22 protein-coding genes are annotated in these 24279 nt (G+C 66.1%); 8 read left to right on the forward strand and 14 right to left on the reverse strand.

The window, feature by feature from the left end; translation table 11 throughout:
* Positions 1-2 precede the first annotated feature (2 nt).
* Both Q9R08_RS00690 and Q9R08_RS00695 read right to left on the reverse strand, forming a co-directional pair.
* Positions 3-602, reverse strand: a complete 600-nt coding sequence (locus Q9R08_RS00690; protein ID WP_308865881.1) for a dihydrofolate reductase family protein — start codon at positions 600-602, stop codon at positions 3-5.
* Positions 603-999: 397 nt separating this feature from the next.
* The gene (locus Q9R08_RS00695; RefSeq protein WP_308865882.1) at positions 1000-1572 is read right to left on the reverse strand and encodes a helix-turn-helix domain-containing protein; all 573 of its coding nucleotides are present in this window, start codon (positions 1570-1572) and stop codon (positions 1000-1002) included.
* A 17-nt stretch (positions 1573-1589) separates the two neighbouring features.
* Between Q9R08_RS00695 and Q9R08_RS00700 the strand changes: the two genes are divergently transcribed.
* A complete protein-coding gene (locus Q9R08_RS00700; protein ID WP_308865883.1) occupies positions 1590-2102 on the forward strand; it encodes a GNAT family N-acetyltransferase in 513 nt (170 codons plus the stop codon).
* Positions 2103-2243: 141 nt separating this feature from the next.
* Here the strand turns inward: Q9R08_RS00700 and Q9R08_RS00705 are convergent, their stop codons facing one another.
* Positions 2244-3689, reverse strand: a complete 1446-nt coding sequence (locus Q9R08_RS00705) for an MFS transporter (protein ID WP_308865884.1) — start codon at positions 3687-3689, stop codon at positions 2244-2246.
* A gap of 93 nt (positions 3690-3782) precedes the next feature.
* Here Q9R08_RS00705 and Q9R08_RS00710 point away from each other — a divergent pair, with 93 nt between their 5' ends.
* The gene (locus Q9R08_RS00710; protein ID WP_308865885.1) at positions 3783-4151 is read left to right on the forward strand and encodes a MarR family winged helix-turn-helix transcriptional regulator; all 369 of its coding nucleotides are present in this window, start codon (positions 3783-3785) and stop codon (positions 4149-4151) included.
* 24 nt (positions 4152-4175) lie between these two features.
* Here the strand turns inward: Q9R08_RS00710 and Q9R08_RS00715 are convergent, their stop codons facing one another.
* The 4 genes from Q9R08_RS00715 to Q9R08_RS00730 all read right to left on the reverse strand — a co-directional run bounded on the left by Q9R08_RS00715 (position 4176) and on the right by Q9R08_RS00730 (position 6877).
* Positions 4176-4370 carry a hypothetical protein gene (locus Q9R08_RS00715; protein WP_308865886.1) on the reverse strand — a complete coding sequence of 65 codons (195 nt, stop codon included), beginning with the start codon at positions 4368-4370 and terminating at the stop codon, positions 4176-4178.
* Between the two features lie 73 nt (positions 4371-4443).
* Positions 4444-5199: an SDR family oxidoreductase gene (locus tag Q9R08_RS00720; RefSeq protein ID WP_308865887.1), complete on the reverse strand. Its 756-nt coding sequence runs from the start codon at positions 5197-5199 to the stop codon at positions 4444-4446.
* 89 nt (positions 5200-5288) lie between these two features.
* Entirely contained in the window at positions 5289-5885 is a 597-nt protein-coding gene (locus Q9R08_RS00725) for a hypothetical protein (protein WP_308865888.1), read from the reverse strand.
* Positions 5886-5926: 41 nt separating this feature from the next.
* Entirely contained in the window at positions 5927-6877 is a 951-nt protein-coding gene (locus Q9R08_RS00730; protein ID WP_308865889.1) for an alpha/beta hydrolase, read from the reverse strand.
* Positions 6878-7103: 226 nt separating this feature from the next.
* On the opposite strand from Q9R08_RS00730, the gene Q9R08_RS00735 reads away from it, so the two are divergent.
* The 5 genes from Q9R08_RS00735 (at position 7104) to Q9R08_RS00755 (ending at position 14099) form a co-directional block, all read left to right on the forward strand.
* The gene (locus tag Q9R08_RS00735; RefSeq protein WP_308865890.1) at positions 7104-7745 is read left to right on the forward strand and encodes a hypothetical protein; all 642 of its coding nucleotides are present in this window, start codon (positions 7104-7106) and stop codon (positions 7743-7745) included.
* 81 nt (positions 7746-7826) lie between these two features.
* Positions 7827-9296 carry a DUF3375 domain-containing protein gene (locus Q9R08_RS00740; RefSeq protein ID WP_308865891.1) on the forward strand — a complete coding sequence of 490 codons (1470 nt, stop codon included), beginning with the start codon at positions 7827-7829 and terminating at the stop codon, positions 9294-9296.
* Positions 9289-10050 carry a DUF4194 domain-containing protein gene (locus Q9R08_RS00745; protein ID WP_308865892.1) on the forward strand — a complete coding sequence of 254 codons (762 nt, stop codon included), beginning with the start codon at positions 9289-9291 and terminating at the stop codon, positions 10048-10050. Before Q9R08_RS00740 ends, Q9R08_RS00745 begins: the two co-directional genes overlap by 8 nt.
* Positions 10047-13406, forward strand: coding sequence for an ATP-binding protein (locus Q9R08_RS00750; protein ID WP_308865893.1), 3360 nt, complete (start codon positions 10047-10049; stop codon positions 13404-13406). The genes Q9R08_RS00745 and Q9R08_RS00750 overlap by 4 nt, the downstream gene beginning before the upstream one ends.
* A 90-nt stretch (positions 13407-13496) precedes the next feature.
* Positions 13497-14099: a class I SAM-dependent methyltransferase gene (locus tag Q9R08_RS00755; RefSeq protein WP_308865894.1), complete on the forward strand. Its 603-nt coding sequence runs from the start codon at positions 13497-13499 to the stop codon at positions 14097-14099.
* Positions 14100-14193: 94 nt separating this feature from the next.
* Here the strand turns inward: Q9R08_RS00755 and Q9R08_RS00760 are convergent, their stop codons facing one another.
* Genes Q9R08_RS00760 through Q9R08_RS00775 form a run of 4 tightly spaced genes read right to left on the reverse strand, consistent with a single transcriptional unit; the run spans position 14194 to position 19132 of the window.
* Positions 14194-15984 (reverse strand): DUF5605 domain-containing protein, encoded by a 1791-nt coding sequence (locus Q9R08_RS00760; RefSeq protein ID WP_308865896.1) that lies wholly within the window; start codon positions 15982-15984, stop codon positions 14194-14196.
* Positions 15985-15989: 5 nt separating this feature from the next.
* Positions 15990-16907: a carbohydrate ABC transporter permease gene (locus Q9R08_RS00765; protein ID WP_308865897.1), complete on the reverse strand. Its 918-nt coding sequence runs from the start codon at positions 16905-16907 to the stop codon at positions 15990-15992.
* Positions 16880-17803 carry a carbohydrate ABC transporter permease gene (locus tag Q9R08_RS00770; RefSeq protein ID WP_308865898.1) on the reverse strand — a complete coding sequence of 308 codons (924 nt, stop codon included), beginning with the start codon at positions 17801-17803 and terminating at the stop codon, positions 16880-16882. The genes Q9R08_RS00765 and Q9R08_RS00770 overlap by 28 nt, the downstream gene beginning before the upstream one ends.
* Positions 17804-17863: 60 nt before the next feature.
* On the reverse strand, positions 17864-19132 hold the full coding sequence (locus Q9R08_RS00775; RefSeq protein WP_308865899.1) for an ABC transporter substrate-binding protein: 1269 nt from the start codon (positions 19130-19132) through the stop codon (positions 17864-17866).
* Between the two features lie 235 nt (positions 19133-19367).
* On the opposite strand from Q9R08_RS00775, the gene Q9R08_RS00780 reads away from it, so the two are divergent.
* Entirely contained in the window at positions 19368-20420 is a 1053-nt protein-coding gene (locus Q9R08_RS00780) for a LacI family DNA-binding transcriptional regulator (RefSeq protein WP_308865900.1), read from the forward strand.
* A 158-nt stretch (positions 20421-20578) separates the two neighbouring features.
* On the opposite strand, the gene Q9R08_RS00785 is transcribed toward Q9R08_RS00780, so the two are convergent.
* The 3 genes from Q9R08_RS00785 to Q9R08_RS00795 all read right to left on the reverse strand — a co-directional run bounded on the left by Q9R08_RS00785 (position 20579) and on the right by Q9R08_RS00795 (position 24267).
* Positions 20579-21268 (reverse strand): MOSC domain-containing protein, encoded by a 690-nt coding sequence (locus Q9R08_RS00785; protein WP_308865901.1) that lies wholly within the window; start codon positions 21266-21268, stop codon positions 20579-20581.
* A 2001-nt stretch (positions 21269-23269) separates the two neighbouring features.
* Positions 23270-24073 (reverse strand): acetoacetate decarboxylase family protein, encoded by an 804-nt coding sequence (locus Q9R08_RS00790; protein ID WP_308865902.1) that lies wholly within the window; start codon positions 24071-24073, stop codon positions 23270-23272.
* Positions 24070-24267 (reverse strand): hypothetical protein, encoded by a 198-nt coding sequence (locus Q9R08_RS00795; RefSeq protein ID WP_308865903.1) that lies wholly within the window; start codon positions 24265-24267, stop codon positions 24070-24072. The genes Q9R08_RS00790 and Q9R08_RS00795 overlap by 4 nt, the downstream gene beginning before the upstream one ends.
* Positions 24268-24279: the final 12 nt, after the last annotated feature.

Consider the following 24279-nt stretch of genomic DNA (forward strand, 5'->3'; position numbering starts at 1 on the left):
CCTCAGCCGGCCTTCCGGAGCTGCGGGCCGGCTCCCGCCGGAACCTCGCCGTGCAGCCGCGGCGCGTACACGAGCTTCTGGGTACGCCCGTCGAGCACCGTCGACTCGATGAGCTCCAGGTCGAGCTCGGCCCCGCCGTGCAGCAGCGCGGCGCCGCCCGCGCGCCCGGATACGGCAGGGAACATGATGATCTCGAGCCGGTCGACGAGGCCGGCCGCGAGCAGCGCACGGTTCAGCGCGATGCTGCCGTGGGAGCGCATCGGCACGTCGGTCGTGCGCTTCAGGCGCTCGATCGCCGTCACCGCGTCCTCAGCGAGGACCATCGAGTTCTGCCATCCGAGCGGCTCTTCCAGCGTGTGGGAGAACACGATCTTCGGCAGCTCGTTCAGGCTCTCGTAGTACGGCTCGTCGAACATCGTCACGAACTTCCGGAACTGCCGGAACGTCGTGGCGCCGAAGACGAGCACCTGGTCCTGCGAGAAGGTGCGGATCCGATCCTCGATCAGTTCGGGCCCCTCTTTGCCCCAGTAGCCGGGCCAGCCCTCGGCCATGCCGTAGCCATCCAGACTGCAGAAGAAGTCGACGGTGAACGTGGTGCTCATGGTCGTATCCCTTTCGGTTCGCGTAGCGGTGCGTGCGGCGGGATCGCGATCATCGCGAGCTTCGCCTCACCACCTCTACGAACGGCACCGATTGGATTCGACAGTGCGTCAGAAGTTTCCAAAAGGAATCGGCGACCGGCGCCCCTGGTCGGCGACGTCATCAGCCATGCATCAACCACGTCGTCTTCAATCCGATCCGCGACATCGCGGTCAACGGCCTGCCCGAAGAGTCGGTGGCGGACGCGGCGACGGCCGTTCACGGCGAAGCGGGGATCGAAGGAGATGGGATCGCGCTGAGCGCGACAAGACCCGTGGAGCGATGCTCAACGCAGGCAGGCCACCTACAAGCGAATCAGAGTACCCATCGCGTCGAAGGCAGTCAGTACACGGGATGCCGTCAAGTCGGAGCAGCGACGACGCAGTAGCGGCAGTCGCGGTCGGACTCGTTGCGGTACGCGCAGTCCGCGGCCCCGCGCAGGATGAGCCGGTCGCCTGCCGAGAGCTGGTGCACGGCGTCGCCCTCACGGAAGGTCAGGGCACCGTCGAGCACCCAGATCAAGTGGCGTGTGAAGGAGTACGACCCAGCCGGGTACGCCACGGAAGCGCCGGGCGGGAGAACGACCTCCGTCACGTCGACGGGGTACGCGGGCGCTGCCACCACCTGACGTCGTCGATACCCCGTCGAGGGGTCGGTCCACACCGCACGCTCGTCCTCGCGGAGCAGCCGGGCCGGTGCCTCGGTCCGTCGCGAGAGCAGCGACGAGATCGTAAGCCCCAAGGCAGCCGAGAGCTTGCCGAGAACGAGCGCCGTGGGACTGCTGCTGCCTCGCTCGATGCGATCGATCATCGCCCGGGAGACACCCGAAGCCGCAGCCAGCTCCGCCCCGGACCACCCTCGCTGCTCTCTGGCGGCTTTCACACACGCTGCGACGTCCAGTGCGGCCGACTCATTGTCTAGTATCTGCGACACGTGTCTAATATATGCACATGACTGTGCGATTGCGGCGTGCCGAGGACGCCGACCTCGACGCGATTCTCGACATCCACAACGACGCGATTCTCAATTCGAGCGCGATCTGGACGGACGAGCCGGTGGATCGACGGGAGCGCGAGCTGTGGCTCGCGCAACGCGAAGCGGCGGGATATCCGGTGGTCGTCGCGGTCGTCGATGAGGCCGTCGTCGGGTACGCCAGCTATGGAGCGTGGCGAGCGAAGTCGGGCTACCGCTTCACGGTGGAGAACTCCGTATATCTGGCCGCCGGTCACCGGGGCCGCGGCATCGGCGCGATGCTTCTCGCGGAGATCATCCGACTCGCCCAGGAAGCAGGGATGCAGGTGATGGTCGCCGACATCGAGTCCCGCAACTCTGCATCCATCAAGCTTCACGAACGATTCGGGTTCGAACACGTCGGAACGGTTCGACAGGTCGGGACGAAGTTCGGCGAGTGGCTCGACCTCGCCATCCTGGAGCTGCCGCTGCAGGCAAGGGAGCGCGTCTGACCGGTCGGCTCGTCCGATTGCAGAACGCCGGCCACGACCCGACCTCGTTGACCTTGCGATGCGATAGCACTTGGCCCCGAACCGGCCGAAGTCTCCGCCGGTTCGGGGGTGTCAAGTGATCTGCGAGATCGTACGGTCTGGTTACTCGAACCGCGCCTCGACCTCCCGTGCCCGCCGCCGCGGTGCGAGCGCGACGGCGAACCCGGCGAGTGCGACGAGGGTCGACAGGATGAGGCCCGGGCGGAAGCCGTCCAGCATCTGGGCCGCGCTCGCGTCGGCGGCCAGGTCGCCCCCTGCGATGAGGGCGGAGGTCACCGCGAGCACGAGCGCCGCGCCCACCTGTGAGCTGCTCTGCACGAGCCCGGCGGCCAGCCCCTGCTCGTCGTTCGAGATGCCGGCGGTCGCGCGTTCCTGGATAGCCGGGAAGCCCAGAGCGAAACCGGCGCCGAGAAGCAGCACCGACGGCAGGATGTCGACCGTGTACACCGGCGTGGTGCCGACGCGCAGGAACAGGAGGTAGCCCAGCGAGAGTGCACCCAGCGCGACCGTGATGAGCAGTCGCGATCCGAACCGGTCGATCAGCCGATCGGCGAACGGGGCCGTCGCCACGACCACGAGGCCCGCCGGCAGCAGCGCGAGCGCCATGCTGAGCGGCGGCCAGCCGAGCACGGACTGCAGGTAGATCGTGAGGATGAACTGGAAGCTCACATACGACCCGAACAGCGCGATCGCGCTGATGTTGGCCCTCGCGACGAATCCCTCGCGCAGGATGCCGAAGCGGATGAGCGGATGCCGCGCCCGCAGCTCGATCATCGCGAACGCGGCCAGCACGGCAGCCGCAACGGCCAGGCCGAGGATCGTCTGAACGGAACCCCAGCCGGCCTCCGGCGCCGAGACGATCGTGTACACGAGCGTGAGCATGCCCACGGCGAGGGTGAGTGCACCCCAGATGTCGTGACCACCGGTCTTCGCGACATGGTCGCGCGGGATGAAGAACAGGCCCAGCACCACCGCTGCCACCGCGAACGGGACCGAGAACAGGAAGGTCCAGCGCCAGCTGAGCGATGTCATGAGCCCGCCGACGATGAGACCGAGTGAGAACCCGCTGGCCGCGAACGTGGTGAAGATGGAGATCGCGCGGTTGCGCGAGGGGCCTTCGGCGAAGTTCGTCGTGATGAGCGAGAAGGCGGCCGGTGCCGTGAATGCAGCCGCGATGCCCTTGATGAAACGCGAGGCGATCACGATCGCCGGGTCGCTCACGAGCCCGCCGGCGAGCGACGCCAGGGCGAAGACGGTCAGGGCGATGAGCAGGATTCGGCGGCGGCCCAGAAGGTCGGCGAGGCGTCCGCCGAGCAGCAGCAGACTGCCGTAGCCGAGCACGTACGCCGAGACGATCCACTGCAGGGTGCCGGTCTCGAGCGACAGCTCGGTGCCGATGGCCGGCAGCGCTACGCCGACCATTGAGACGTCCAGTCCGTCGAGCGCGATAACGATGCACACCACGAGGAGCAGCATCCACGTGCGCGTCGTCCAGCGCTGGGTCGGGGAGTCGGAGCCGGGAACGACCCGGATGGTTGTCGAAGTCACGTGGACAAGATACATGCCGCGTCATAGGTTGCGTCAACATTGGATTCGAGCGCATGCAATACTGCGGCATATATTTCCGGGTACGATGTGACCATGGCCGAGAACGACGTGGTGGAGCGATGGCGCACCCTGCAGTCGACGTACCTCTCGACGGCATCCGCCCTGGAACGCGCGCTCGACGAGCGGTGCGATCTCGGGCTCAGCGAGTTCGAGATCCTCGACCTGGTCGCCGAAGTGCGTCAGGAGCAGTGCCTGATGCGTGACCTGGTCCAGCGCACGCCGATGACGCAGAGCGCGTTGTCGCGCATCGTGGACCGACTCCAGAAGGCCGGCCTCGTCCAGAGGACGGAGTGCGGGTTCGACCGTCGCTCGATGGTCGTCGAGATCACCGACCGGGGTTCCGAGGTGCACGCCGAGGCGCAGCAGATCTACCGCTCCCTGCTCGCAGACGAACTCGGCTGACGCCGTGCGAAGGACCGGTCTCTGTCAGTAGTCGGTGTGCGCTTCCCTCGAGATGTCGACTTCGGTTGCTGCTGCGGACCACGCGATGAGCGCGTTGTCGAGCTGTCGCCGAAGCCACTCCGCAGACAGCGATTCAGCCGCGTGGAGTTCGAGCTGCCGCTGTCGATCGTCGACGCTCCCCGTGAGATCGTCGGGAATGTGAGCGCGGGGATCTTCCATCGGATTGCCTTCCTCTCGAGGTCTGACGGAGGGGCGTGAGGACGGCGATCGCCGCTCCGCACACCCCTCTATCTCAGCGCTGGTCCCGAGCTGCGAGCCATTCGTCGAGCGTCGTCGACGAGAGCTGGGCGCCTTCGAGCGGGAGAAGGGTCGACTCTTCGATGTTCGCTCCGAAGTACTGGGCGTCGGCGCTCGTGCTGACAGGTCGCTGATCGCCGGTGGCGACGAACGTTCGACGGATGAAGTCCTCGATCGGGAAGGATTCCGGTCCCGCGACTTCGATGGAGCCGTTGACAGGCTCGGCGGCTGCGATGCGTCCCAGGGCGGTGGCGACATCCTCAGCGGCGACCGGCTGGATCAGGGCGTCCGCGACGCTGATGCTGTCTCCTTGTGTGGAGGTGAAGACGATCGCGGGAGCGAACTCGAAGAACTGGGTGGCGTGCACCAAGGTGTAGGGCACACCGGACTCCGCGATCAGCTTCTCCTGCGCCGCTTTACCGTGGAAGTAGCTGATGTTCTGAGGACGGTTGGTTCCGACCACGGTCAAAGCGACGTGGTGCTTCACGCCGGCTTTCTTCTCCGCCGCGAGCTGGTTGCTCGTGGATGTGGTGAAGAAATCCATCACGACGTCCGGAGCATAAGAGGGTGCCTGCGTGGTGTCGACGACCACATCGGCTCCTTCGAGCGCCTGGGCCAGTCCCTCCCCCGTCGTCGTGTCGACACCAGTCTTGCGGGATGCTGCAACAGCATCGTGGCCGTGCTCGATGAGCTTCGCCACCACGCGTGAGCCCACGTGCCCGGTGCCACCGATAACTACGATCCTTGCCATTTCGGATACCTTCCGTTTCCAGCACCGGTGTGGTGCCCTAAGAACTTGACCGGCGGCCGACTGTCTTTGTGACGCTTCTCGCGCCTGCCTCAGCCGGGGTATGCGCCGCGGATGCGGCGACGTTCGTACGCGAGCGTCGCGGTGAGGAGCAGCAAACCGACCGTCACCCCTGCGATCTGCGCGAGATCCGGGGCCAGGTGCGCTCCGAAGATCAGAAGGAGGGAGACGAGCGCCCCGCCGAGGACACAGTTCACGGCGCCGATCATGCTCGCCATCGTGAAGAGGAACGAGGAACGTGAGTAGCGCACACCCAGCTCGCCGGTGCGCGGGCTGTCGAGCGAGATCAGATCCGGCCCCGAAGGGTGCAGACTGACGAAGTACTCGCGGATCCGCTCCATCCGCTGACGCACAGTGATGTTCTCGACGCTCGTGTCGACCAGCCGCACCACGGTGAACCACCCGAGCATGAAGATCGTCGGCAAGACGGTGAAGGCGAGAGCGGCCAGCAATGCCGGTGATCGTCCGGCGAACCCGATCGCCACGAGCCCACTGGACAGTGCGGCCAGGTAGATCGTGCTGCGCGTCCCCGCTTCGCTGATCGTCGAGCTCGCGACCGATTGCAGCACGAACAGCTCTGTGCCTGCGGCGCTGTTCAATGCCGCGGCGTTCGCGTCGGCATCCGCCATCGGGCGCTCCTCACGCTCGCGGCTGTTCGGGTGCGGGTGGATCATGCCGCGGCGAAGGCTTTGCGGAGGACATGGATCGCCTGTTCGATCGCGGCGGTGCTGGCAGCGGAGCTGCGAAGCGGGTTGAGCATCATGAAGTCGTGGATCGTCCCGTCGTAGCGGACGAGCGTGGTGCGCACGCCGGCCTCGATGAGCTTTCGCCCGTACGCTTCCCCCTCGTCGCGGAGGACATCGTTCTCGTCGACGATGAGGAAGGTCTCGGGGAGACCCTTCAGCTCGTCGACCGGCGCCTGCAGCGGGGACGCGGTGACATCCTTGCGGGCGTCGTGGTCGGGGAGGTAGCTGTCCCAGAACCAGGCCATCGCATCGGCGCGAAGGTGGAAGCCTTCGGCGAACTCGCGGTAGCTCTCGGTGTTCTGGCCGGCGTCGGTGACCGGGTAGTACAGCGACTGGTGGATGAAGGCGACATCGCCGCGCTTCTTTGCGAGGATCGCGACGACCGCAGCCATGTTCCCACCGACGGAATCGCCGGCGATGGCGAGACGCGACGCGTCGAGACCCTTGGCTGCGCCCTCGTTCGTGATCCAGCGTGCGGTCGCGTAAGCCTGTTCGACGGCGACCGGGTGATGTGCTTCGGGTGACCGGTCGTACTCTACGAACACGATCGCCGCGTCGGCGCCCGTCGCAAGATCGCGCACGAGGCGGTCGTGGGTGCCGGCATTACCCAGCACCCAGCCACCACCGTGCACGAAGAGGACCACCGGCAGGTCTGTGGTGGCGCCCACCGGCTTCACGATGCGCACCCGCACATCGCCGACCTCGGCCGGGACCGTGATCCACTCCTCAGTGACGTCCGGCTTGGCGATCGGTGCCGCCTGGACGTCGTCCAGCAGCTTCCGGGCACCGTCGACACCGAGGTCGGCGAGGAAGGGGGGCTTGGAGGTGGCGTCGGCGAACGCTTGGGCTTCCGGCTCCAGAACATGCTGAGTCATGACAGATCCTTTCGGTCGTGAGGTGCGAGCGCAGGCCCCGGCCGTCACCGGTCGGCAGCTCCTGCAAGACAAGACCAGGTGAGGCCCGCGAATGTGACGATCCCGCACTCGGGGGCGACTCGCCGAAGGGCGCTCGGCGGCGCCCACCCCTCGTCGACGGGCGCTGTCGAGCGCCGCAAGGTCATGTCGCGGTGTGGCAGCCCCGAGCGTGCGGCAGGATGCTCTCATGCCTCGAACTCGCCCACTCCGCGCAGTGGCATCGGCGGCCGTGAGTGTCGTCGTCGCCCTCGTCGCTGTGTCGATCAGTGGATGCGCGTCGCAGACGCCAGGAACGGATGCCGCTGATCCCAGCCTGATCGCCGAGCGCGCGAGCGCCGTCGGCATCGCACCTGAACTCGTGTTCACCACCCAGGTGGACGGCTACGAGCTGGCGCCGCAGTCGGTCGGGACGGGTGCCGGTGACGGGATGTCGGCCACCTGGACCAATGCGACCAACGGGGCCATGCTCACCATCCGTACGGACCGAGGTGACCTGACGGCGGCCTCCTGCGTCGAGACACCGCTGTGGGATGCGCCCGACGAACCGGTGACATGCACTGATGAAGAAGGCGTCTGGCATCGGTCGGGCGGCAGCTCCCACGAGTACGTCGCGGTCCGGGACGGTGCGTTGATCCGGGTCACGGGGATGAACGACGCCCCGCCCGAAGAACTTCTGGCAGCCGCGAAGGCCGTGCATGTGCCGTCGGACGCTGAACTCGAACTGCTCTTCTCCGACCTCCCGGAGGCTCCCGGCGAGCCGGTCGAGCGCGGCGACTTGCCCGAGAACGGCGACGGAGCACCGATCGATCCGGTCGGACCGGGCGGCTGACCCAGCCGGTTCGGCCACGGGTGCAGGTCGGACCGAGGCCTCCGCCTCGGGCCTGCCGCCCACCCGACTAATCTTGCAAGGATGTCGAATACGCGCGCCGAGGCTGCCTACCAGCGTTCGGTACTCGCATTCAAGGATCCGACTCTCGACCTTCTCCACGGCCGCTATGCGCCCTTCGTCGTGGCCATGCTGTCGATCGTGTTCACATCCGAGCGCCGCTCCGTCGCTGTCGCCGACGCCCATGCCGAGATCGGCGAGGCTCTCGAAGAGCTGCGCGCGGCGGGATACGACGAAGACGAGCGCCGGCTCCCTGTCGGGACCGCCCGCGAGATCTGTCGCAACTGGGTGCGCGTCGGCTGGCTGGCGCCGCAGCTCGAGGATGATGTCGAGGTGTACCGGCTGACCGCGCACGCCGTCGGGGCGCTCGAGATCGCGGGCCGGACCGGCGGCGGACGCGCGCGCGTGTCGCGGTCGCGGGTGCGGACGCTGCTGGAAGCCGTCGAGCGCCTGGCGCGTGACGCGGAATCCGACCCCGAGCAGCGCATCGCGCTGCTGCTGGAAGAGCGTGACGCGCTCGATGCGGAGATCGCCCGGCTGCGCAGCGACGAAGCCGAGCCGGTCGACGATGAGCAGCTGCTGGAGGAGGCGGAGAACGTCCTCCACCTCGCTCGGGAGCTGCCCGCGGACTTCTCCCGCGTGGCCGAATCGATCAAGGCGATGCAGCGGGATGTCGTCGCGGACCTGCGCCGCGACATCCGTCCCACCGGCGAGATCCTCCGCGAGTACCTGCAGCGCGGTCAGCACGTGATGCAGTCGACGCCGGAGGGGCGAGCGTTCGAAGGCGCACTGCGCCTCATCGGCGACCCCGAGCACATCGACCGCCTGACCACGCAGTTGCGCACGCTGCTCGCTCAGCCCTTCTCGCGGTTGATGGGCACCGCGCAACGCAGCGATCTCGACTCGATCGGACGCCAGGTCGAAAAGGGCGTGCAGGACGTTCTCACCGCGCAGCGCCGGGCGTCGCAGGTCATCACGGCGCAGGTGCGCACCCATGACCCCATCCGCGACCGTCAGGTCGACGAGCTTCTGCGAAGCGTGATGTCGGGACTCCACGTGTGGATGCAGAGCTCGAAGCCCGGAGACCGCGTCGAGCCGCTGCACACTTTGCCCGTGTCCGACATCGGGCACCTCCGGCAGTCTCTCAGCGACCTCCGTCCGCAGGCGGCGCCGGAGCCGCTGGCCGCGCCGGACGACATCGAGTTCGTGGATGCCGACACCCGCGCGTGGGGCGGACCACGGTACGCGGAGCTCGAGGAGTACGTCGCAACGCTCGGCGATCGCTTCGACCTCGCGACCGCCTTCGAAGGCGCCGCGGACGACACGCGCCGCCCCGTCGACCTCCTCGGACTGCTGGAGATCGCCCACCGAAACGGCATGACCGAGAACGACGAGGTCTCCGTCGCCGAAGCGCGACGGCCCGATGGATCGAGTCGCCGCTTCGCTTTCGGCGCCGTGACCGCCCGCACTGTGAAAGAGCCTGAGAATGACTGACCTCGCGACCGCGCCCGACACCGCGACGGACGACCCGTTCATCGATCCGGTCGCGATGGAGCATGATCCCGAGGAGCTCTTTCCCGGCGATCGGGGCGTCCTCGACCCCGAGGTGCGGCGCGTGCTCGTGCGCCTGCTGCAGCGCCGCTTTCTGCTCGCCGACCGCAACCGCGGCGAGTGGTCCGTGCTGATGGATCACCAGCACACCATCGAGTCGCGCCTGAACGATCTCTTCGTCCGGCTCGTGGTCGACCACGATCGCGGCGTCGCGTACAAGGAGCAGATCCGGTCGGACGAGCTCGAGATCCCGATCCTGCTGCGCGATGAGGCCTACTCGCGCGCTGAGACTCTCGTGCTGGTGCACCTGCGCACGGTCTACCAGCGCGAGACCACCGCCGGCGAGTCATCGGCGCGGGTCGATATCGAGGAGATCGAGCAGACGGTCCTGACCTACTTCGCCGAGGCGGATGGCAGCACCGCGCGTCGGCAGAAGGCGATCCGCGGCGCGGTCGCCCGGCTGCGCCAGGACGGCGTCATCGAGGAGGAGTCGGAGGGCCGGTACCGGATCAACGCGCTTGTCGAGATCCTGCTGAGCTCCGACCGCCTGCGGGCGCTGCGGGATTGGCTCGAGACGCAGTCGGCGGGGCCTGGACCGATCGACCTCGATGAGGCGGACGACGAGGCCGACGCCGCTGACGACGTCGATGAGGCCGACCTCGACGACGACCTCGACGACACGGAGGCCGCACTGTGACCATGCTCGACACGCTCTTCGGCCTCATCCCCGCGGCTTCCCGCGGGCAGCAGTGGGTGGCCGATGAGCTCCAGCTCGTCAACTGGGGCGGTTACGACGGGGCGCACCGGGTGCGCTTCTCGCCGGCCGCCACGCTGCTGTGCGGCGGCTCGGGCTCCGGCAAGTCGACGTTGATGGACGCCTACGTCGCCCTGATGATGCCGCACACGACGCCGTTCAACGGCGCCTCCAACGGGGCCGTCGTCGGGCGGCCGCGGGGTCAGGAACAGCGCAACATCCTCTCGTACGGGCGGGGCAAGACCGACGAGACGCGCACCGAGGACGGCACGAAGCTGACGGTGCTCCGCGGCGACGGCACCGACACCTGGTCGGCGATCTCGATGACCTGGCTCGATCACGACGGCTCTCGTTTCACCGCGGTGCGCGCCTGGTACATCCCGGCGGCCGCGCGCGTTCTCGAGGACACGGTGCGCGTGCGTGCGACGGTCGGTGGTCCGTTCGATCTGAGCTCGCTCGAAGCTGCGGCATCTCTGCGGTTGTCGGATGCCGCGGTGAAGAGTGTCGGACTAGACACCGTCGCGACCGACCGCGAGTTCTCGGCTCGTCTTCATACCGTGCTCGGCATCGGTGCGGCCGGGGCGGGTGGCAAGGCGATGAGCCTGCTCGCCCGCATCCAGGCCGGGCAGCAGATCACCACGGTCGACGACCTTTACAAGCGGATGGTGCTCGAGGAGCCCGAGACGCTGGCCACCGCCGACGCGGTCGTCGCGCATTTCGACGGTCTCGAGGGCACCCGCAGCCGCATGCTCACCGCGCAGCAGCAGGTTCGCGCGCTGGAGCCGATCAGGTCGGCGCGGGCGCGGATCGAAGAGGCGGCCGAGCGGCTGCGCCTGCTCGACGTGATCGGCCGCTTCACCGAGCCGGATTCGCTGGCGACGCTGTGGCGCGCATCCCGCCGCCTCGACCTGCTGCGCGATGTCGAAGCCGAATTGCAGTCCGCGACCCGCACCGCGGATGCCACGGTGCGAGAGAAGCAGGCGCTGGCCGAGGCGGCGGACATAGCGCGGGAAGGGCTCGGAGAGGTCCTGCGCGCAGCGGGCGGCGACCGGCTCGAGACCGCCCACCGGGAGCTCCGCGGACTCGAGAACCGGCTCACGATCGTGGGACGGGAACGCGAGAAGCTCGACGTCGCGCTCGAGGTGCTGCAGACCGAGGTCGGCTCCGCGCGGGAGTTCGAGGCGTTGTCGCGTCGCGCCCGTGAGGCGGCCGACGACCCCCATGCGAAGGAGTCGCTCCGCGAGGCGTACGCGGCGGCGGTGGGCGCCAGGAACGCGCTCGGGGCCCGCATGACCGACCTCGAGGCCGAGCGGCGCGAGGCCGAAGGCCGCGACGACAACATCCCCGAACGGCTCCGCCGATCCCGCGAGCTGCTGGCACGCGCCGCCGGCCTGGCCACCGGCGACCTGCCCTTCGTCGGCGAGCTCATCGAGGTCCGCACGGAGTTCGAACCCTGGCGGGAAGCCTTCAACTTCGCACTCGGCGGCTTCGCCACGACGCTGCTCATCGACGTCGCGCTGCTGCCCGCGTTCCGCGCCGCCATCGATTCCGTCCGCACCGCCGACCGCCTCCGCTACGAGGGTGTGCACACCGGCCTCCCCGAGGCCCGCGCCCGGGACCCGCACACCCTTCCCGGGCGGCTCGACTACAAGAGCACGCCCTTCACAGGTTGGCTGCAGGAGGAGCTCGACCGACGGTTCGGCTATGTGTGCGTCGACGCGGCAACCCGGCTGGCAGACCACCGGATGACGCTCACGATCACCGGGCAGACCTCGCACGGTTCGCGTGGGGCCCACGGCGGGCACGGTCGCGGCAACGTCCTCGGCTTCTCCACCCACCGCCGCCTCGGTGAACTCGATGCGCAGCTGGGGGCCGTGCGCGCCGAGCTGGCAGCCGCCCGGACGGCGGCCGCCGAGGCCGGCGTCGCGCTCGACGCCTTCGACGCGCGGCTCGCCGCGTACGCGAAGATCCAGGACCTGACGTGGGAAGAGGTCGACATCGCCTCCCTCGAACGGGAACGCGAACGCTGGCAGGCGATCATTACCGACGTCGCCGCCGCGAACCCCGCCATCGCCGGCATCCAGTCCCAGATCGAACAGAAGAGGAGGGAGGCCGCCGAACTGCGCGAGGACATCGGCGGCGCCAAGGCGGAGCGGAAACGCCTCGCCGACGCGTGGGCGGCCACGACCGACGAGGTCGACGCCGCGCAGGCCGTGGTCGACGCGGCAGAGGCTGGGGGGCGTGCGCTGACCGACGACCAGGCGTCCTACCTCGACACGCAGTTCCTTGTTCCCGACCAGACCGGATCCTCGCCGCGCACGCAGGATCTGGCGCGCTTCGATGCGGCGCTCGACTCCGCAGCGCGCCGGTTCGCCGACGATCAGCGCGCCGCACAGGACGCCGTGGCGGAACAGCGGGAGAGCCTGCGGCGGACCCTGAGCGGCTTCCTCGATCGCTGGCCCAACCCGAACCTCCTCGCCGACCCCGACCATTCGCTCGGCGACTTCGAGCGCATCCTCGCCGATCTCGAGACCAGCGGCCTGCACGAACTGGAGACGGAGTGGCGCGACAGCCTGCTCAAGCTCTCGGGGAACGACCTCACCAACCTCGATTCGACGCTCAGCCGTTCGCTGCGGGAGATCCGCGACCGCATCGAGCCCATCAACGTGATCATGCAGGATCTCCCCTTCTACGACGATGACCACCGGCTGCAGATCACACCGCGCGAGAACCAGTCCGAGGTGCGCCGGCGCTTCCGCAAAGAACTCCGCGAGGTGCGCACGCTGATCGAATCCGTCGCCACCGACGAGGAGCGCGAACGCGCGTACCACCGGATGTCACGGTTGATCAACCGCCTGCGCCGCGATGCTCCGGACTTCACCGAACTCGTCGACGTGCGCAATCACGTGCGAGTGAGCGCGGAGCGCATCCACGCGACCACCGCACAGCATGTCGCGCTCTACGATCACATCGGCGAGAAGTCCGGCGGCGAGTCCCAGGAGCTGATCGCGTTCATCGTCGGAGCGGCGCTGCGGTACCAGCTGGGTGACGCGGGCGCCGAGCGGCCACGGTACGCCCCCGTGTTCCTCGACGAAGCCCTCATCAAGGCGGACGCGCACTTCACCAAGCGTGCGATCGGTGCATGGCGCGGTCTCGGGTTCCAGCTCGTCATCGGCGCTCCGAACGACAAGTACAGCGCGATCGAGCCCCTCGTCGATGTCGAGTACGACATCCTCAAAGACACCCATGGCCGCTCTTGGGCCAAGCCGAAGGTCGCTCTGTCCGAGGCTCGCGCGTGAGCGAACGGCTCCTCGAGCCGGCCGACGCAGCGCCCGCCCACCCCGGCCCTCGACACCGCGGCCGGCGAACCGCACACCCGAAGAGGCGGGTTGCTACGCGGCGATCGGCACAGCCGGCTGCGGGGCGATAGGGAGCGGAACCTGCGCAGCCGCAAGCAGCAGCTGTTCGCCGGGCTGCCTCGTGAGGTCGTCGAGATCGGACCGGGCGTCGGCGCCAACCTCCGCTACCTGCCCTCCGGCAGCACGCTCGTTGCCATCGAACCGAACCGGTACATGCACGGCCGGCTGATCGAAGCTGCGCAGCGACGCGGCGTGCGGCTGGATCTGCGCGAACGCATGGCCGAGCAGACAGACATTGCCGACAGCAGTGTGGACAGCGTGATCTCTTCGCTGGTGCTCTGCTCGGTGCACGATCCAGTGGCCGTGCTCGCCGAGGTACGGCGCATCCTGCGCCCTGGCGGCACCTTCCGGTTTCTGGAGCACGTCGTGGCGGCGCCGGGTACGCCGACCCGCCTCGCCCAGCGGATGCTTCGCCGTCCGTGGGCGTGGACGTTCGAGGGCTGCTCCTGCGAACGGGACCTGGAGCAATCCGTGCGCGCCGCGGGCTTCGCGACGCTCACCGTAGAGCGCTACCGGGTGCATACCCCGTTCCTGCCGTTCAACACCCACATCGCCGGCATCGCGCGGGCGTAGACAGCGGAACCGAACCTGAACAGCCGCTCGCCTGGTCGGTCGAACCACGTCAGCGTGATCGATGGCGCTTCGTTCGGGACGCCTGATCGCGAGTTCAGGACGATTCGCCTGCCCGGACCGACGGCGCCGCTTGGAACCGCAGTGCGATGAACGGTCGTCCCGGCAGCTCGATGGTGAAGCGTCCGCTGACGGTCTCTGGCAGACGTTCGACGGTCATGTTCCAGGTATCGATGATGTCCACCGTGTAGGCGACAGCTGGATCCCACAGGAAGCGGCGGAATCTGGGTTGATGAGACCCGAAGTAGGTGAGGACGTACTGACCGGGAGCCCCAGCGCTGGGAAAGTCCCAATCGAGTTCGATCGGCTCCAAGGCGGTCGGCGCGCTCTCGATGACCTCACGCAGCAGGGCGATTCGCGCTGGGCTGGATCCGATGAGCTCGCCGCCTTTGGACCACCACAGTTCGTCATTCTCCTTGAGGTACGTCTCGCCGTGGCCGACGTAACCGCCACGGACCGAACCTTCCCAGAATCGGCGCACCATCTCTTGGCCGGTGATGTTGCCCCAGCCCTGGTCGATGTCACCCTCGTACGCGCACTCGTCGACGACGACGGGTTTTCCCCACCGTGTGCGCCATTCGTCGGTCATCTCCGCCGTCTTGTACATGTCCTGCCGTTGGATGCTGGCGTGCGTCACCCACTCCCGTGCATAGTCGTAGAACTCGAAGCAGTTGTGGATGGAGAGCAGGTGCCTGCTGGGATCGTTCTGACGGACGATCGAGGCGAATCTTTCCCAGTCGCTCTCGCTCTTGGATGGCATCAGGTCGTATTCGTTAGCCAACGACCACCAGACGTTCTCGAAGCCGGCGAGACGGGCCACGGCGTATCGCAGATAGCGATCGTCGGCGAGCGCGCCCATGTCCGCAAAGCCCCACCGGTCGTAGGGGTGGAAGAGGATCAGGTCGGCCTGGATGCCCCGCTCGTCCAGATCGCGTAGGCGCTGCTCGAGATGCTGCCAGTAGCGCACGTCGAACCGTTCGAGGTCGAACCCGTCGTCGGGATTGCCGGCGAATGGATAGAACGACGGTTCGTTCTCGTTGAAGATATAGGACTTCGGAAAGATGCACATGCGGATCTTGTTGAACGGCGACTCGGCGAGCGTTCGGAGGGTCTGCTCCTCGAGTCCTACCTCTTGGTGGGTCCACGCGTAGGCGGTCGTGCCCACCGGAACGAACCGCTCCCCATTCGAGTACGCGAAGTGGAAGCGGTCCTGGATACGCACCGGGCCGCGAGCATCCGAATCGGCGAGAGCTTCGAACTCACCCTGGATTCCGTGCATCGTCGGCGCATTACTGACGCTCGCGAATCGATGGGTACCCTCCGACTCGACCAGGTAGCGCACTCGATAGGTTCCGTCACCGTCGTAGAAGCCCGGCACCTCGACGGGTCCTTCGGGGCGTTCCAGCCGAAGCGCGAGCTGTACGTCGACGAAGGGATTTCCGTGCCGTGGTCCGTCGAACAGGAGCTCGAACAATCCGAATCGAGGCACTGACTGCGGATACCGGACGCGAGCGGCAGCGGGCTTCCCCTCTGTCCGGTACGTCCTCGATACGGGCGCGGGCGCCTTGCGATCCACGGCACTATCCGCGGTCGGCTCCCCGAGCGCGGACAAATCCTCGAACAGCGCCTCGACGGCCTGGGGACTACCCAGGGCCGGGGATGTTCGTGCGACGAGGCCGAGGGGATGCCCGCCGAGGACGAGTGCCTCTGAGAGTCTCTTCAACTCCGGCATGTGTCGCTCGAGAACGGCGCGCGCACGCTTGTCTCGAAGGACGGTTCCGAGCTTCTCCTCCCCCGAATAGCCGGAGTCCGTGGCAGCGGTGTTCATTGAGGTCATCCCTTCACGGATCCGGCGAAGGCGCCGGACACGAAGTAGCGCTGGAACAGCAGGTAGACGATCACGACGGGTATGACCGACATGATCGTGAAGGCGTTGATCGGCCCGTAGGAGCTGGTGTATTGCGATTGGAACCCCTGAATGGCCAGCGGCACGGTCCAGGATTCCGAGCTCTGAAGGAGCACCAGCGCCATCCCGTACTCGTTCCACGTCGCCACGAAGTCGAGGATGAACAGCGCGGCCAGTGCCGGACCCGATAGCGGCAGGATGATCTGCCAGAACAGTCGGAAGTAGGACGCGCCGTCCATCCGGGCGCTCTCGTCCAACTCTTCGGGAATCTGACGGAAGAACCCGTACAGGATGAATATCTCGTAGGGGATGCCGAACCCGATGTAGGGCAGGATGACACCGATGTGGGTGTTGAGCAGCCCCATCGAGTTGATGATCTGGAACAAGGGGGCGATGGCCACCTGAATCGGCACCATCGCACCCATGGCCATGGCCGCCAGTAGTATCCGACGCCTCTTGAAGCGGATCCGCGCGATCGCGAAGGCCGCGGCAGCAGCGATCAGCAGCCCGAGCGGCACCTTGACCAGGGCGATGATGAGACTGTTCGTCCCCGCGTTCAGCAGGTTGCCTGCGGTGTAGGCCTCGGCGTAGTTTGCGAAGTCCGGATTGGCCGGCCATGAGAACACGGATGTGCCGATCGCGTCGGCTTCGGTCTTCAGCGACGTGAACAGGATGAAGACGAGCGGCAGCATCCAGATGAGCAAGGAGATCAACAGAGCGATCCACAGCCCAATGCGGATGTAGTTCGGCTGTCGTCTGCGGCGCGGTTCGAGTTCACGAAGCGACGCCCGCTGTCGGGCCGCTGTCAGGACGGCGTTCATTTCTCCTCCTGGCGGCCGGTCCATGCCAAGTAGGGAAGCACCACCGCCAAGGTGACGATGAGCAGGACGGTCGCTACCGCGCTTCCGGGGCCGTATTCATGGTTGGTGAGCGATTGCTGATACGACCAGAGCGCGAGCACCTGAGTCTTCTGCGCCGGGCCACCGCCAGTCATTCCGACGATCAGGTCGAACACCTTGACCGCACCGATGAAGGTGAGTACATACACGATCACGATCGTCGGGCGCAGCGCCGGCAGCGTGACGCTGCGGAACACTTGCCAGCTGTTGGCGCCATCGATGCGTGCGGCTTCGATCTGCTCCTTCTGCACGGACTGGAGTCCTGCGAGGAACAGAACCATGTTCGTGCCGACCCCCTGCCAGACGGAGGCGAGGAACACCGAATATAGCGCAAGGTTCTGATCGCCCAGCCACTGGATGTCGGCCAGCCAGGGCAACCCGAGGGCGTTGCCGATGCTGGCGCCGATGCCGTAGTTCGGGTTGTAGATCCAGCGCCACATGTTTGCCACGGCGATGGACGCCAGGACGCCAGGGATGTAGAAGACGGATCGGAACACATTCCGTCCGAAGAGCGGCCGGTTCAATGCGAGTGCCAGCAGCAGACTGATCGTGATCGGGACGATCAGCGACAGCACGATCCAGATGACGGTGTTTCGGAAGGCCGTCCAGAACACCGGGTCCTGCGTGAAGATCCGGACGTAGTTGCGCAGGCCGACGAACTCCTGAGGAGCGCCGACGAAACCGGTCCAGTCGAAAAAGGACAGCCGGACGGACTCGACCATCGGTGCGATGACGAAGACGACATAGGCGATCAGCGCCGGCGCCAGAAACGGCAGCGCGGTCAAGAAGTTGGAACGACGCCGTGAGCGAGTCACGCGAGTCGAAGATGATGATGCGGACATGAGATCCCTCGCGAGACGAAGCCGCGCCGACGGGAGGCTCGCCTCCCGCCGGCGGTGGTATCACTGGTTGTCGATGAACTTCTGCAGTTCGGCGCCCGCCTTCGATGGGTCCAGCTCGTCCGTGGCGACGAGGTTCTGGATTCGCCAGTACTCGGTGGTCATCGCCAGGGTCATTCCCTGATCGTTGAAGTAGTAGAGCCCGGTCGCCTCGTCGAACAGCGGGTTCCACTGCTTGTCGAGGCTGTCCTGCGTCGACTCGTCGACAGCGACATTGACGTTGATGGGCCGGGCTCCGACCAGGCGCTGGCTGATCTGCTGCGGCTCCTCGCTCGTGAGGTAGTCGAGGAACAGCGCCGCCTCGTCGGGGTGCTCGCTGGTCGCCGAGATGTAGACGTTCGAGGTGTCGCCGTACAGCTCCCCCGTGCCAGTGGGGAAGAGGAAGACACCGATATTGCTGGTATCGACCTCGTTCGAGCGCAGCACGTTGTCGAACCAGTTGCCCTCGATCACCATCGCCGCTTCACCCTGGAAAAACAACGCGTTGGCCTCGGAGTCGCTGAGGCTCGCCCACCCAGGTGTGAGATAGTCCTGCGTCCAGGTGTGGAATTCCTCGAAGGTGTCGTCCACGCAGGATTCCTCGGCCCAGTCTGCTTCGGCTGTGATGAGCGCGCGGAAGGTTTCTGGACCGCACTGGGTCATCAGAATGTTGTCGAGCAAGCGCATCAGGTGCCAGTTCACCGTGCCGCCGAACTCGATCGGGGTGATCCCCGCAGCCACGAGCTTCTCAGCATCCTGGACCAGTTCGTCGTACGTCGTCGGGGGCTCGGAGATGCCGGCCTGGGCGAAGAGGTCCTTGTTGTAGAAGACAGCGGCACCGGCCTGACCGTTCGGTACGCCGTCGTATCCCCCGTACTGCCTGACACTCGCCATTCCTACGTCACTGAATCGCTCTGACCAGTCGTACTCGTCGTAGTACTCCTTGAGATCGAGGCTTGCACCGCCTTGGACGTACTCGCCCCCGATACCCGGCCCCGCCCAAGACCAGTACACATCAGGTGCAGCGGAGGTGCCCAGCGATGTCCGAAGCGCCTCCTTGTGCGCATCCGTGGCGCGCTCCTGAACGTCGATCTTGATCTCGGGATGTTCCTTCTCGAAGCCGTCGATGATCTCCTGCGATGCCTGCTTCGACGCATCGTTCGTGTCCGCGAGCTTCCAATAGGTGAGGGTGACCCGACCGTCCTCGCTCTGACTCCCAGCCGAACAGGCGGCGAGGCCCAGAGAGACCACCGCAACACCCGCGAGGGCCAGCATCCGTGTCATTCGCATCATTGCGCTTCCTTTGCTGTCGTTGTGAGCGCCCGGTCGAGCCTTCGTCACGCTGAACGGGGCGCTGGATCATGGCTATGTTAGCGTTTGCATACTTTGTGTCAAGCGGCACTGTCGAGTCGTGAGCTGAGCCGCATAGCCTTGGAAAACCGCGAGAGTCACTAATCGTCGGCAATCGCACGCATTTCTGGAATCGCTAACTTGTCGGCAGCAGCTATGATCGAGACACTCGATGCCGATGGAAGATGACATGCCAATTGCGGGAGCGAACGGGACTGGACCCGCGAGTCGTCCGACCCTCACCGACGTCGGCCACCTTGCTGGCGTATCAGCACAAACCGTGTCGCGCTATCTCACCGGCGCTTCCTACGTCGGCAAGGAGACGGGCGCACGGATCCAGAAAGCGATCGATGCCCTCGGCTACCGGCCGAACCGCCTCGCACGGAGCTTGCAGATCGGTCGCGCTGACACTGTCGGAGTCCTCACCTCGTCTCCACTGAACTACGGCGCAGCTCAGACGCTGTCGGGACTCAGCTTCGCCGCGCACGATGCCGACATCACACTCATCACCGCACACCTGACTGCCACCAATCCCCAGCCGCCAGAAGCGGCACGGGCGCTGGAGCGGTTCCTGTCGATGCGTGTCGACGGCATCGTGGTGTCGGCAAGGGTGGAAGGGCTGGAACGTGTGCTCGAGCGGAGTGTCCGCAATGAGGTACCCGTCGTCGCGATCACCGGCAGACCGCTGCCGAGCACGGGCACGGTCGGAGCCGACTCCTACGCAGCCGGCCGCGCGGTGATGGGCCACCTGCTCCAACTCGGCCACCGCAACATCGCGTTCCTCTCGGGTCCCCGGGACAGTGTCGAATCACAGGAGCGGGAACGCGCGTACTACGACATGGTCGCCGCAGCGGGAGTGAACCTCCTGCCGGTGATGACCGGCGGCGATTGGACCGGCGCCGCAGGCTTCGAGGCTGGACGGCGCGTGGACTTCAGCACATTCAGTGCGGTCTTCGCCGCAGACGACGAACTCGCGCTGGGATTCGCTGCGGCTGCTCGCGAGCGCGGCTTCACCGCGCCCCACGACTACTCGCTGGCCGGCATCGACGACATGCCCGAAGCGCGCTATTTCGCGCCTCCGCTGACCACCGCCCGCCTGGATTTCGTGTCACTGGGGCGCCGCGCCTTCGAGGTTCTGCAACATGCGATACGCACAGGTGAGCAGCATCCCCACGTCGTGGAGTCACCCGAACTGGTCATTCGAGACTCCACCGGTCCGGTGAACGGCTGAAGGCCAGGCCTAAAGGCATCCTTGTTCTCCACAGAGGGCGTCCGGACCGCGGTGTCGGCCGCCGATGTCACCCTCGACAGCGGCGAAACCGCATGGGTCTACGTCGCGGCTGATGATGCAACCAACTTCCGCGCGCCCGCCGGGTTGAGCCATGAGCGTCATGTGACGAATAGCTCGTCACCCACGGCCAGGACGCCAGCCGACGCGACATCCGCATACATAGCCAGGAACATGTCACGCTCGGCAGCCAACAGTTTGAGCCATCGGCCTTCAGCGAGCGCTCCGTCCTGGGCAATGTCAATCATTCGGCAACGCGGAGACGGCCCGATGACATGCAGAGCCGCGCCCCCGACGGAGATCGTCTGACCGACCCACTCCTCCTCGATGAATGGACGTGTCGACGAAAACACGACGTTGACCCGCAGTCGGCGGGGATCTGGGTTGATACCCCAGCGGTCGGCGCACCAGTCGAGCGTCGCAGTACCGATCATGGAGACGGCACCCATGTCATGATGCGGGACGTCGGCCTCGGGTGTGACCCGCACGGCGGCTCCCATCGCCTGGCTGAGTTCGTCGTCGAGTGCAGGGTCACCGATCTTCCAAACCCCGGATGAACCTTTCACAGTGACCTCGCCGGTCCGGTTTGTGGCTGCTGAGTACCCGAACACCGCGTCGCGGCGCCGAAAGCGTCGAGTGCGCTTTCCAGACGCAAAGTGGCCATCCGCGTCTTCGACGGCGAACCAGCGGTCGCCGGCGATGCCACGCTCGTCGAGCGGGACGGAGTCAAGCGCCTCGCCGCCCATCGACTTGACTGGGTAGCGGCGAAGCGAGACGACGTTCATCGGCATGCTGACACGCTAACCCGCCTTGACACGTCCGTCGCGAGCCCGTCCTTGTAGGGAATCCGCGTGGCCTGCTGAGTATCTGCACTCGTCTTCAAATAGACCCAAGGGTTTGCCACGGGGCGGCGCAGGACCGCCGGCGGCTGCCTCGATGCAGTCCTTGAGTACCCCAAGGGCCGCGCGTGAATTTGACTCACCGTGGAATTTTCGACAGGGAACGTACAGCCGAGGTGCGATGCACAAGAAACCACAGATCAAGACGAGAAAAGCCGTCGTGATCATCTCACGACGGCTGCTCCCAAAGCCGGCCAAGTATGTTCCACTAACTGACAAGTGGTCTTGACCTGGGCTTTCTGGCGGTGACGGTGGGATTTGAACCCAGAAGGGTACGACCTCTCTCGATCCGGTTCGGACTGAAATCCGCGGAATTCTGCGGCTGCGCGCCTACTGCACTGTGCCGTGAATGCTCGTCGTTCGCTCTCAATCCGTGACGGATGTGGGCACGGCGTGGGCACGGACCACAACTCGCAAGCTTCGTCGCGTTGTTGCTTGGAGGTCTCGCGCAACCGCCCCGCAGAAGTCACGAGTCCCCCGGGTGGAAGAGACCCTCTGATCCGAAGTCAAGCGGGAAGTGCCATCGAGCTCTTGCGGACACTGGGATCAACGCCCTAAGTGCACACATGCGGTGTCTTCGACTCGTCGTACATCAAGCTTGGTGCTCGCGCGTCAACCGCCGGATGCATGGAGCAAGCTGGCCCGCATGAGAACGACGTTACCCAACGCGCCCTGATGGCACTCGGTGTCCACTGCTCGCGCGAACGATGGCGGGCGGAGACGGAGGGTTATGAAACTCGTCGAGCGACATCCTTCTGGTTCCTTGCCGATCGTCAACCGCGGAATTCCGCGGTTTCCGGCGGCGCTGGCTTCCGTCTGAATCACTCTCGATCGGCAGCAATCTGTACCGGCCGTGGGCACCAGGTGGTCAGGGGCCGTCGCAGTCGGACGAGCAAGAAACCCGACTTCACCGCTCGTGAATACCCCGCGCGAGAGCCCCACCTTAGCAGGGTGAAATCGCTCGTTTGCCAGGCTGTTCCGACCTAGGGTGTCCTCCCGCGGAATCATGCGGAAATCAGGCTTCACCAGCCGATTCCTCGCCGATCCGCGCACCGTCTCCAGGCACTCGACACACTTCATTCTCACAAAGAATCGGGATCCTCGGAATGCTCGGGGACACCTGGGGGACACCTGGCTCGTTGCACTCCGACTCGGCCAAGTGGGCTTCATCTGGCGTCGGCCAGATGCAGAACTCGTCGTTGAGGAGGAGATCGCACGCAGCCGCCCTACGGTGGGATTGAACCCTAATGTAGGGACTTCGCCACGGCTACACTCGATCTCAAATCTTGCACTCGCCTGCAATCACACAGGCGTCGAGTTCTCGAGGACTGCACTCGCGTGCACTCGCCTGCACTCGATCTCCTCATATGTTCACGCCTCTGTTCACACCTGGCCCTATCCGTTCTGGGGCTTTGATTGGTTTGCGGGCAAGATCGGAAGTCACGCGAGCGCGGCGCATCTCAGTCGATCGCGGATCCGCCGTCAGGTTGCGGTGGCGGCGTTCGGCTCATCGTTTCAGGCCCGACGCAGCCCGAGGCCAACACCGGCGCCTACGGACCCGCCCTCAGCACGGAATGCCTAATCGCGCAGAGTCCCCGAGGACTACAGCAGCGGCATGCCGCCGCTGCCGCCAATTTGGGGGTGGTTGGTGGGCAGCGACGTGACAGCCTCAAGGGGAATACGCTGAGCGCGGCCAAGTTCACACATGCGTGCACACATGCCCATCCGCCTCATGGGAGCAGCTCGAGCTGATCCGGGAGGCGCTCGCGCGAGGCTACACGACTCGGCGCTTGAACCCGACATCTCGGAGGACGGCCGCAAGGCGGGCAGCATCCTGGCCTCTCTGGGTTGGACATCTCGACCAAGACTCGCCCGCCGCTCGGTCAGCCATCGTCACCAGGACGGGGTGCCGAAGGTTGGGAAATCGGCGACGTGTTCTCGATACTGGCCGTAGTCGATCTGAAGCACACTGTTTCCGTAGTCGGCAATGACGGGTCCGGCGGGCGAGAGGATATGGAGCGGATCGGTCGCGTCCCGCTCCCACGCAACGCTGGCGGTTCCACTCCTCATGTCGTCCGCCTCCGTGAAGCTCCAGGGGATCTCCACGAGGCGGCTGATGTCATACCCGTGGCCCTCTGCGCTCGGAATCAGCTTGTGAGTCAAGTGACTGTCGAACCACCTGGGTGCGGGGCGACGCTCCGTCCGAGCGCTACTCAAGTGCGCGGAAGCGGTGAAGAGCTTCTTACCCTGGGCAGCGACCCACGAGACGTCGAGCGACGACCCGTGTTCGTGCAGTTTCACCTCCTGGGCCTGCTTCTTGGGAAGCCCGAACAGCTCCCGCCCGAGAATGCCGTGGTTGAGGCCCTCGACGAAGGTTGCGACCGCGTAGGCCGCGTCCCTGCCGTGATAGTCGCATCGCACGGACACCCCACCCTGCATGTAGGCCGGCCTGCGCTCGACGGTACCGTCGTTCCCGATGAACTCGGCGCCGATGAACTCGGCGACCCAGACACCCACATCGGGCTGGACGCCGGGAGCTACCGGCGCAGGGAGCAGCGCTCGCAGAACCTCAACACTCGTGGGGTAGGTGAGCGTCAGCCAGCGAACGGACACTCGTTCGGTTCCGACTGAGAAGAGCGGTGCGAAGACGGGCATCGATGTGGCCGGCGTTGTGCGGGCAGGTTCGGTGTGATTCATACGTCTCCCGTCGACGGCGAGGGCGGATATGGTTCGCGGTGGGCTTCGTCCCATTCGGCGAAGGCCAGGAGATCCTCGTCGGCGTGATGGCGACCAACCAGCATCGCGCCGATCGGAAGCATCCCGGGGGAGTGAACAGGGATAGTGAGCGCGGGGTGGCCGGTGACGTTGAAGGGGCCCGTGTTGGCGAGCACCCCCACCCCCTA

It is taken from the genome of Microbacterium psychrotolerans (genome assembly GCF_031085295.1).
GTDB classification, from domain to species: Bacteria; Actinomycetota; Actinomycetes; order Actinomycetales; family Microbacteriaceae; genus Microbacterium; species Microbacterium psychrotolerans.

Excerpts from the sequence above, each read along its gene's own strand:
- Q9R08_RS00690 (WP_308865881.1), bottom strand. The coding sequence starts at position 602 with ATGAGCACCACGTTCACCGTCGACTTCTTCTGCAGTCTGGATGGCTAC.
- Q9R08_RS00710 (WP_308865885.1), top strand. The coding sequence starts at position 3,783 with ATGGCCGAGAACGACGTGGTGGAGCGATGGCGCACCCTGCAGTCGACG.
- Q9R08_RS00725 (WP_308865888.1), bottom strand. The coding sequence starts at position 5,885 with ATGGCGGATGCCGACGCGAACGCCGCGGCATTGAACAGCGCCGCAGGC.
- Q9R08_RS00770 (WP_308865898.1), bottom strand. The coding sequence starts at position 17,803 with ATGTCCGCATCATCATCTTCGACTCGCGTGACTCGCTCACGGCGTCGT.
- Q9R08_RS00715 (WP_308865886.1), bottom strand. The coding sequence starts at position 4,370 with ATGGAAGATCCCCGCGCTCACATTCCCGACGATCTCACGGGGAGCGTC.
- Q9R08_RS00780 (WP_308865900.1), top strand. The coding sequence starts at position 19,368 with ATGGAAGATGACATGCCAATTGCGGGAGCGAACGGGACTGGACCCGCG.
- Q9R08_RS00775 (WP_308865899.1), bottom strand. The coding sequence starts at position 19,132 with ATGATGCGAATGACACGGATGCTGGCCCTCGCGGGTGTTGCGGTGGTC.
- Q9R08_RS00730 (WP_308865889.1), bottom strand. The coding sequence starts at position 6,877 with ATGACTCAGCATGTTCTGGAGCCGGAAGCCCAAGCGTTCGCCGACGCC.
- Q9R08_RS00700 (WP_308865883.1), top strand. The coding sequence starts at position 1,590 with ATGACTGTGCGATTGCGGCGTGCCGAGGACGCCGACCTCGACGCGATT.
- Q9R08_RS00765 (WP_308865897.1), bottom strand. The coding sequence starts at position 16,907 with ATGGACCGGCCGCCAGGAGGAGAAATGAACGCCGTCCTGACAGCGGCC.
- Q9R08_RS00720 (WP_308865887.1), bottom strand. The coding sequence starts at position 5,199 with ATGGCAAGGATCGTAGTTATCGGTGGCACCGGGCACGTGGGCTCACGC.
- Q9R08_RS00790 (WP_308865902.1), bottom strand. The coding sequence starts at position 24,073 with ATGAATCACACCGAACCTGCCCGCACAACGCCGGCCACATCGATGCCC.
- Q9R08_RS00745 (WP_308865892.1), top strand. The coding sequence starts at position 9,289 with ATGACTGACCTCGCGACCGCGCCCGACACCGCGACGGACGACCCGTTC.
- Q9R08_RS00760 (WP_308865896.1), bottom strand. The coding sequence starts at position 15,984 with ATGAACACCGCTGCCACGGACTCCGGCTATTCGGGGGAGGAGAAGCTC.
- Q9R08_RS00740 (WP_308865891.1), top strand. The coding sequence starts at position 7,827 with ATGTCGAATACGCGCGCCGAGGCTGCCTACCAGCGTTCGGTACTCGCA.
- Q9R08_RS00735 (WP_308865890.1), top strand. The coding sequence starts at position 7,104 with ATGCCTCGAACTCGCCCACTCCGCGCAGTGGCATCGGCGGCCGTGAGT.
- Q9R08_RS00785 (WP_308865901.1), bottom strand. The coding sequence starts at position 21,268 with ATGCCGATGAACGTCGTCTCGCTTCGCCGCTACCCAGTCAAGTCGATG.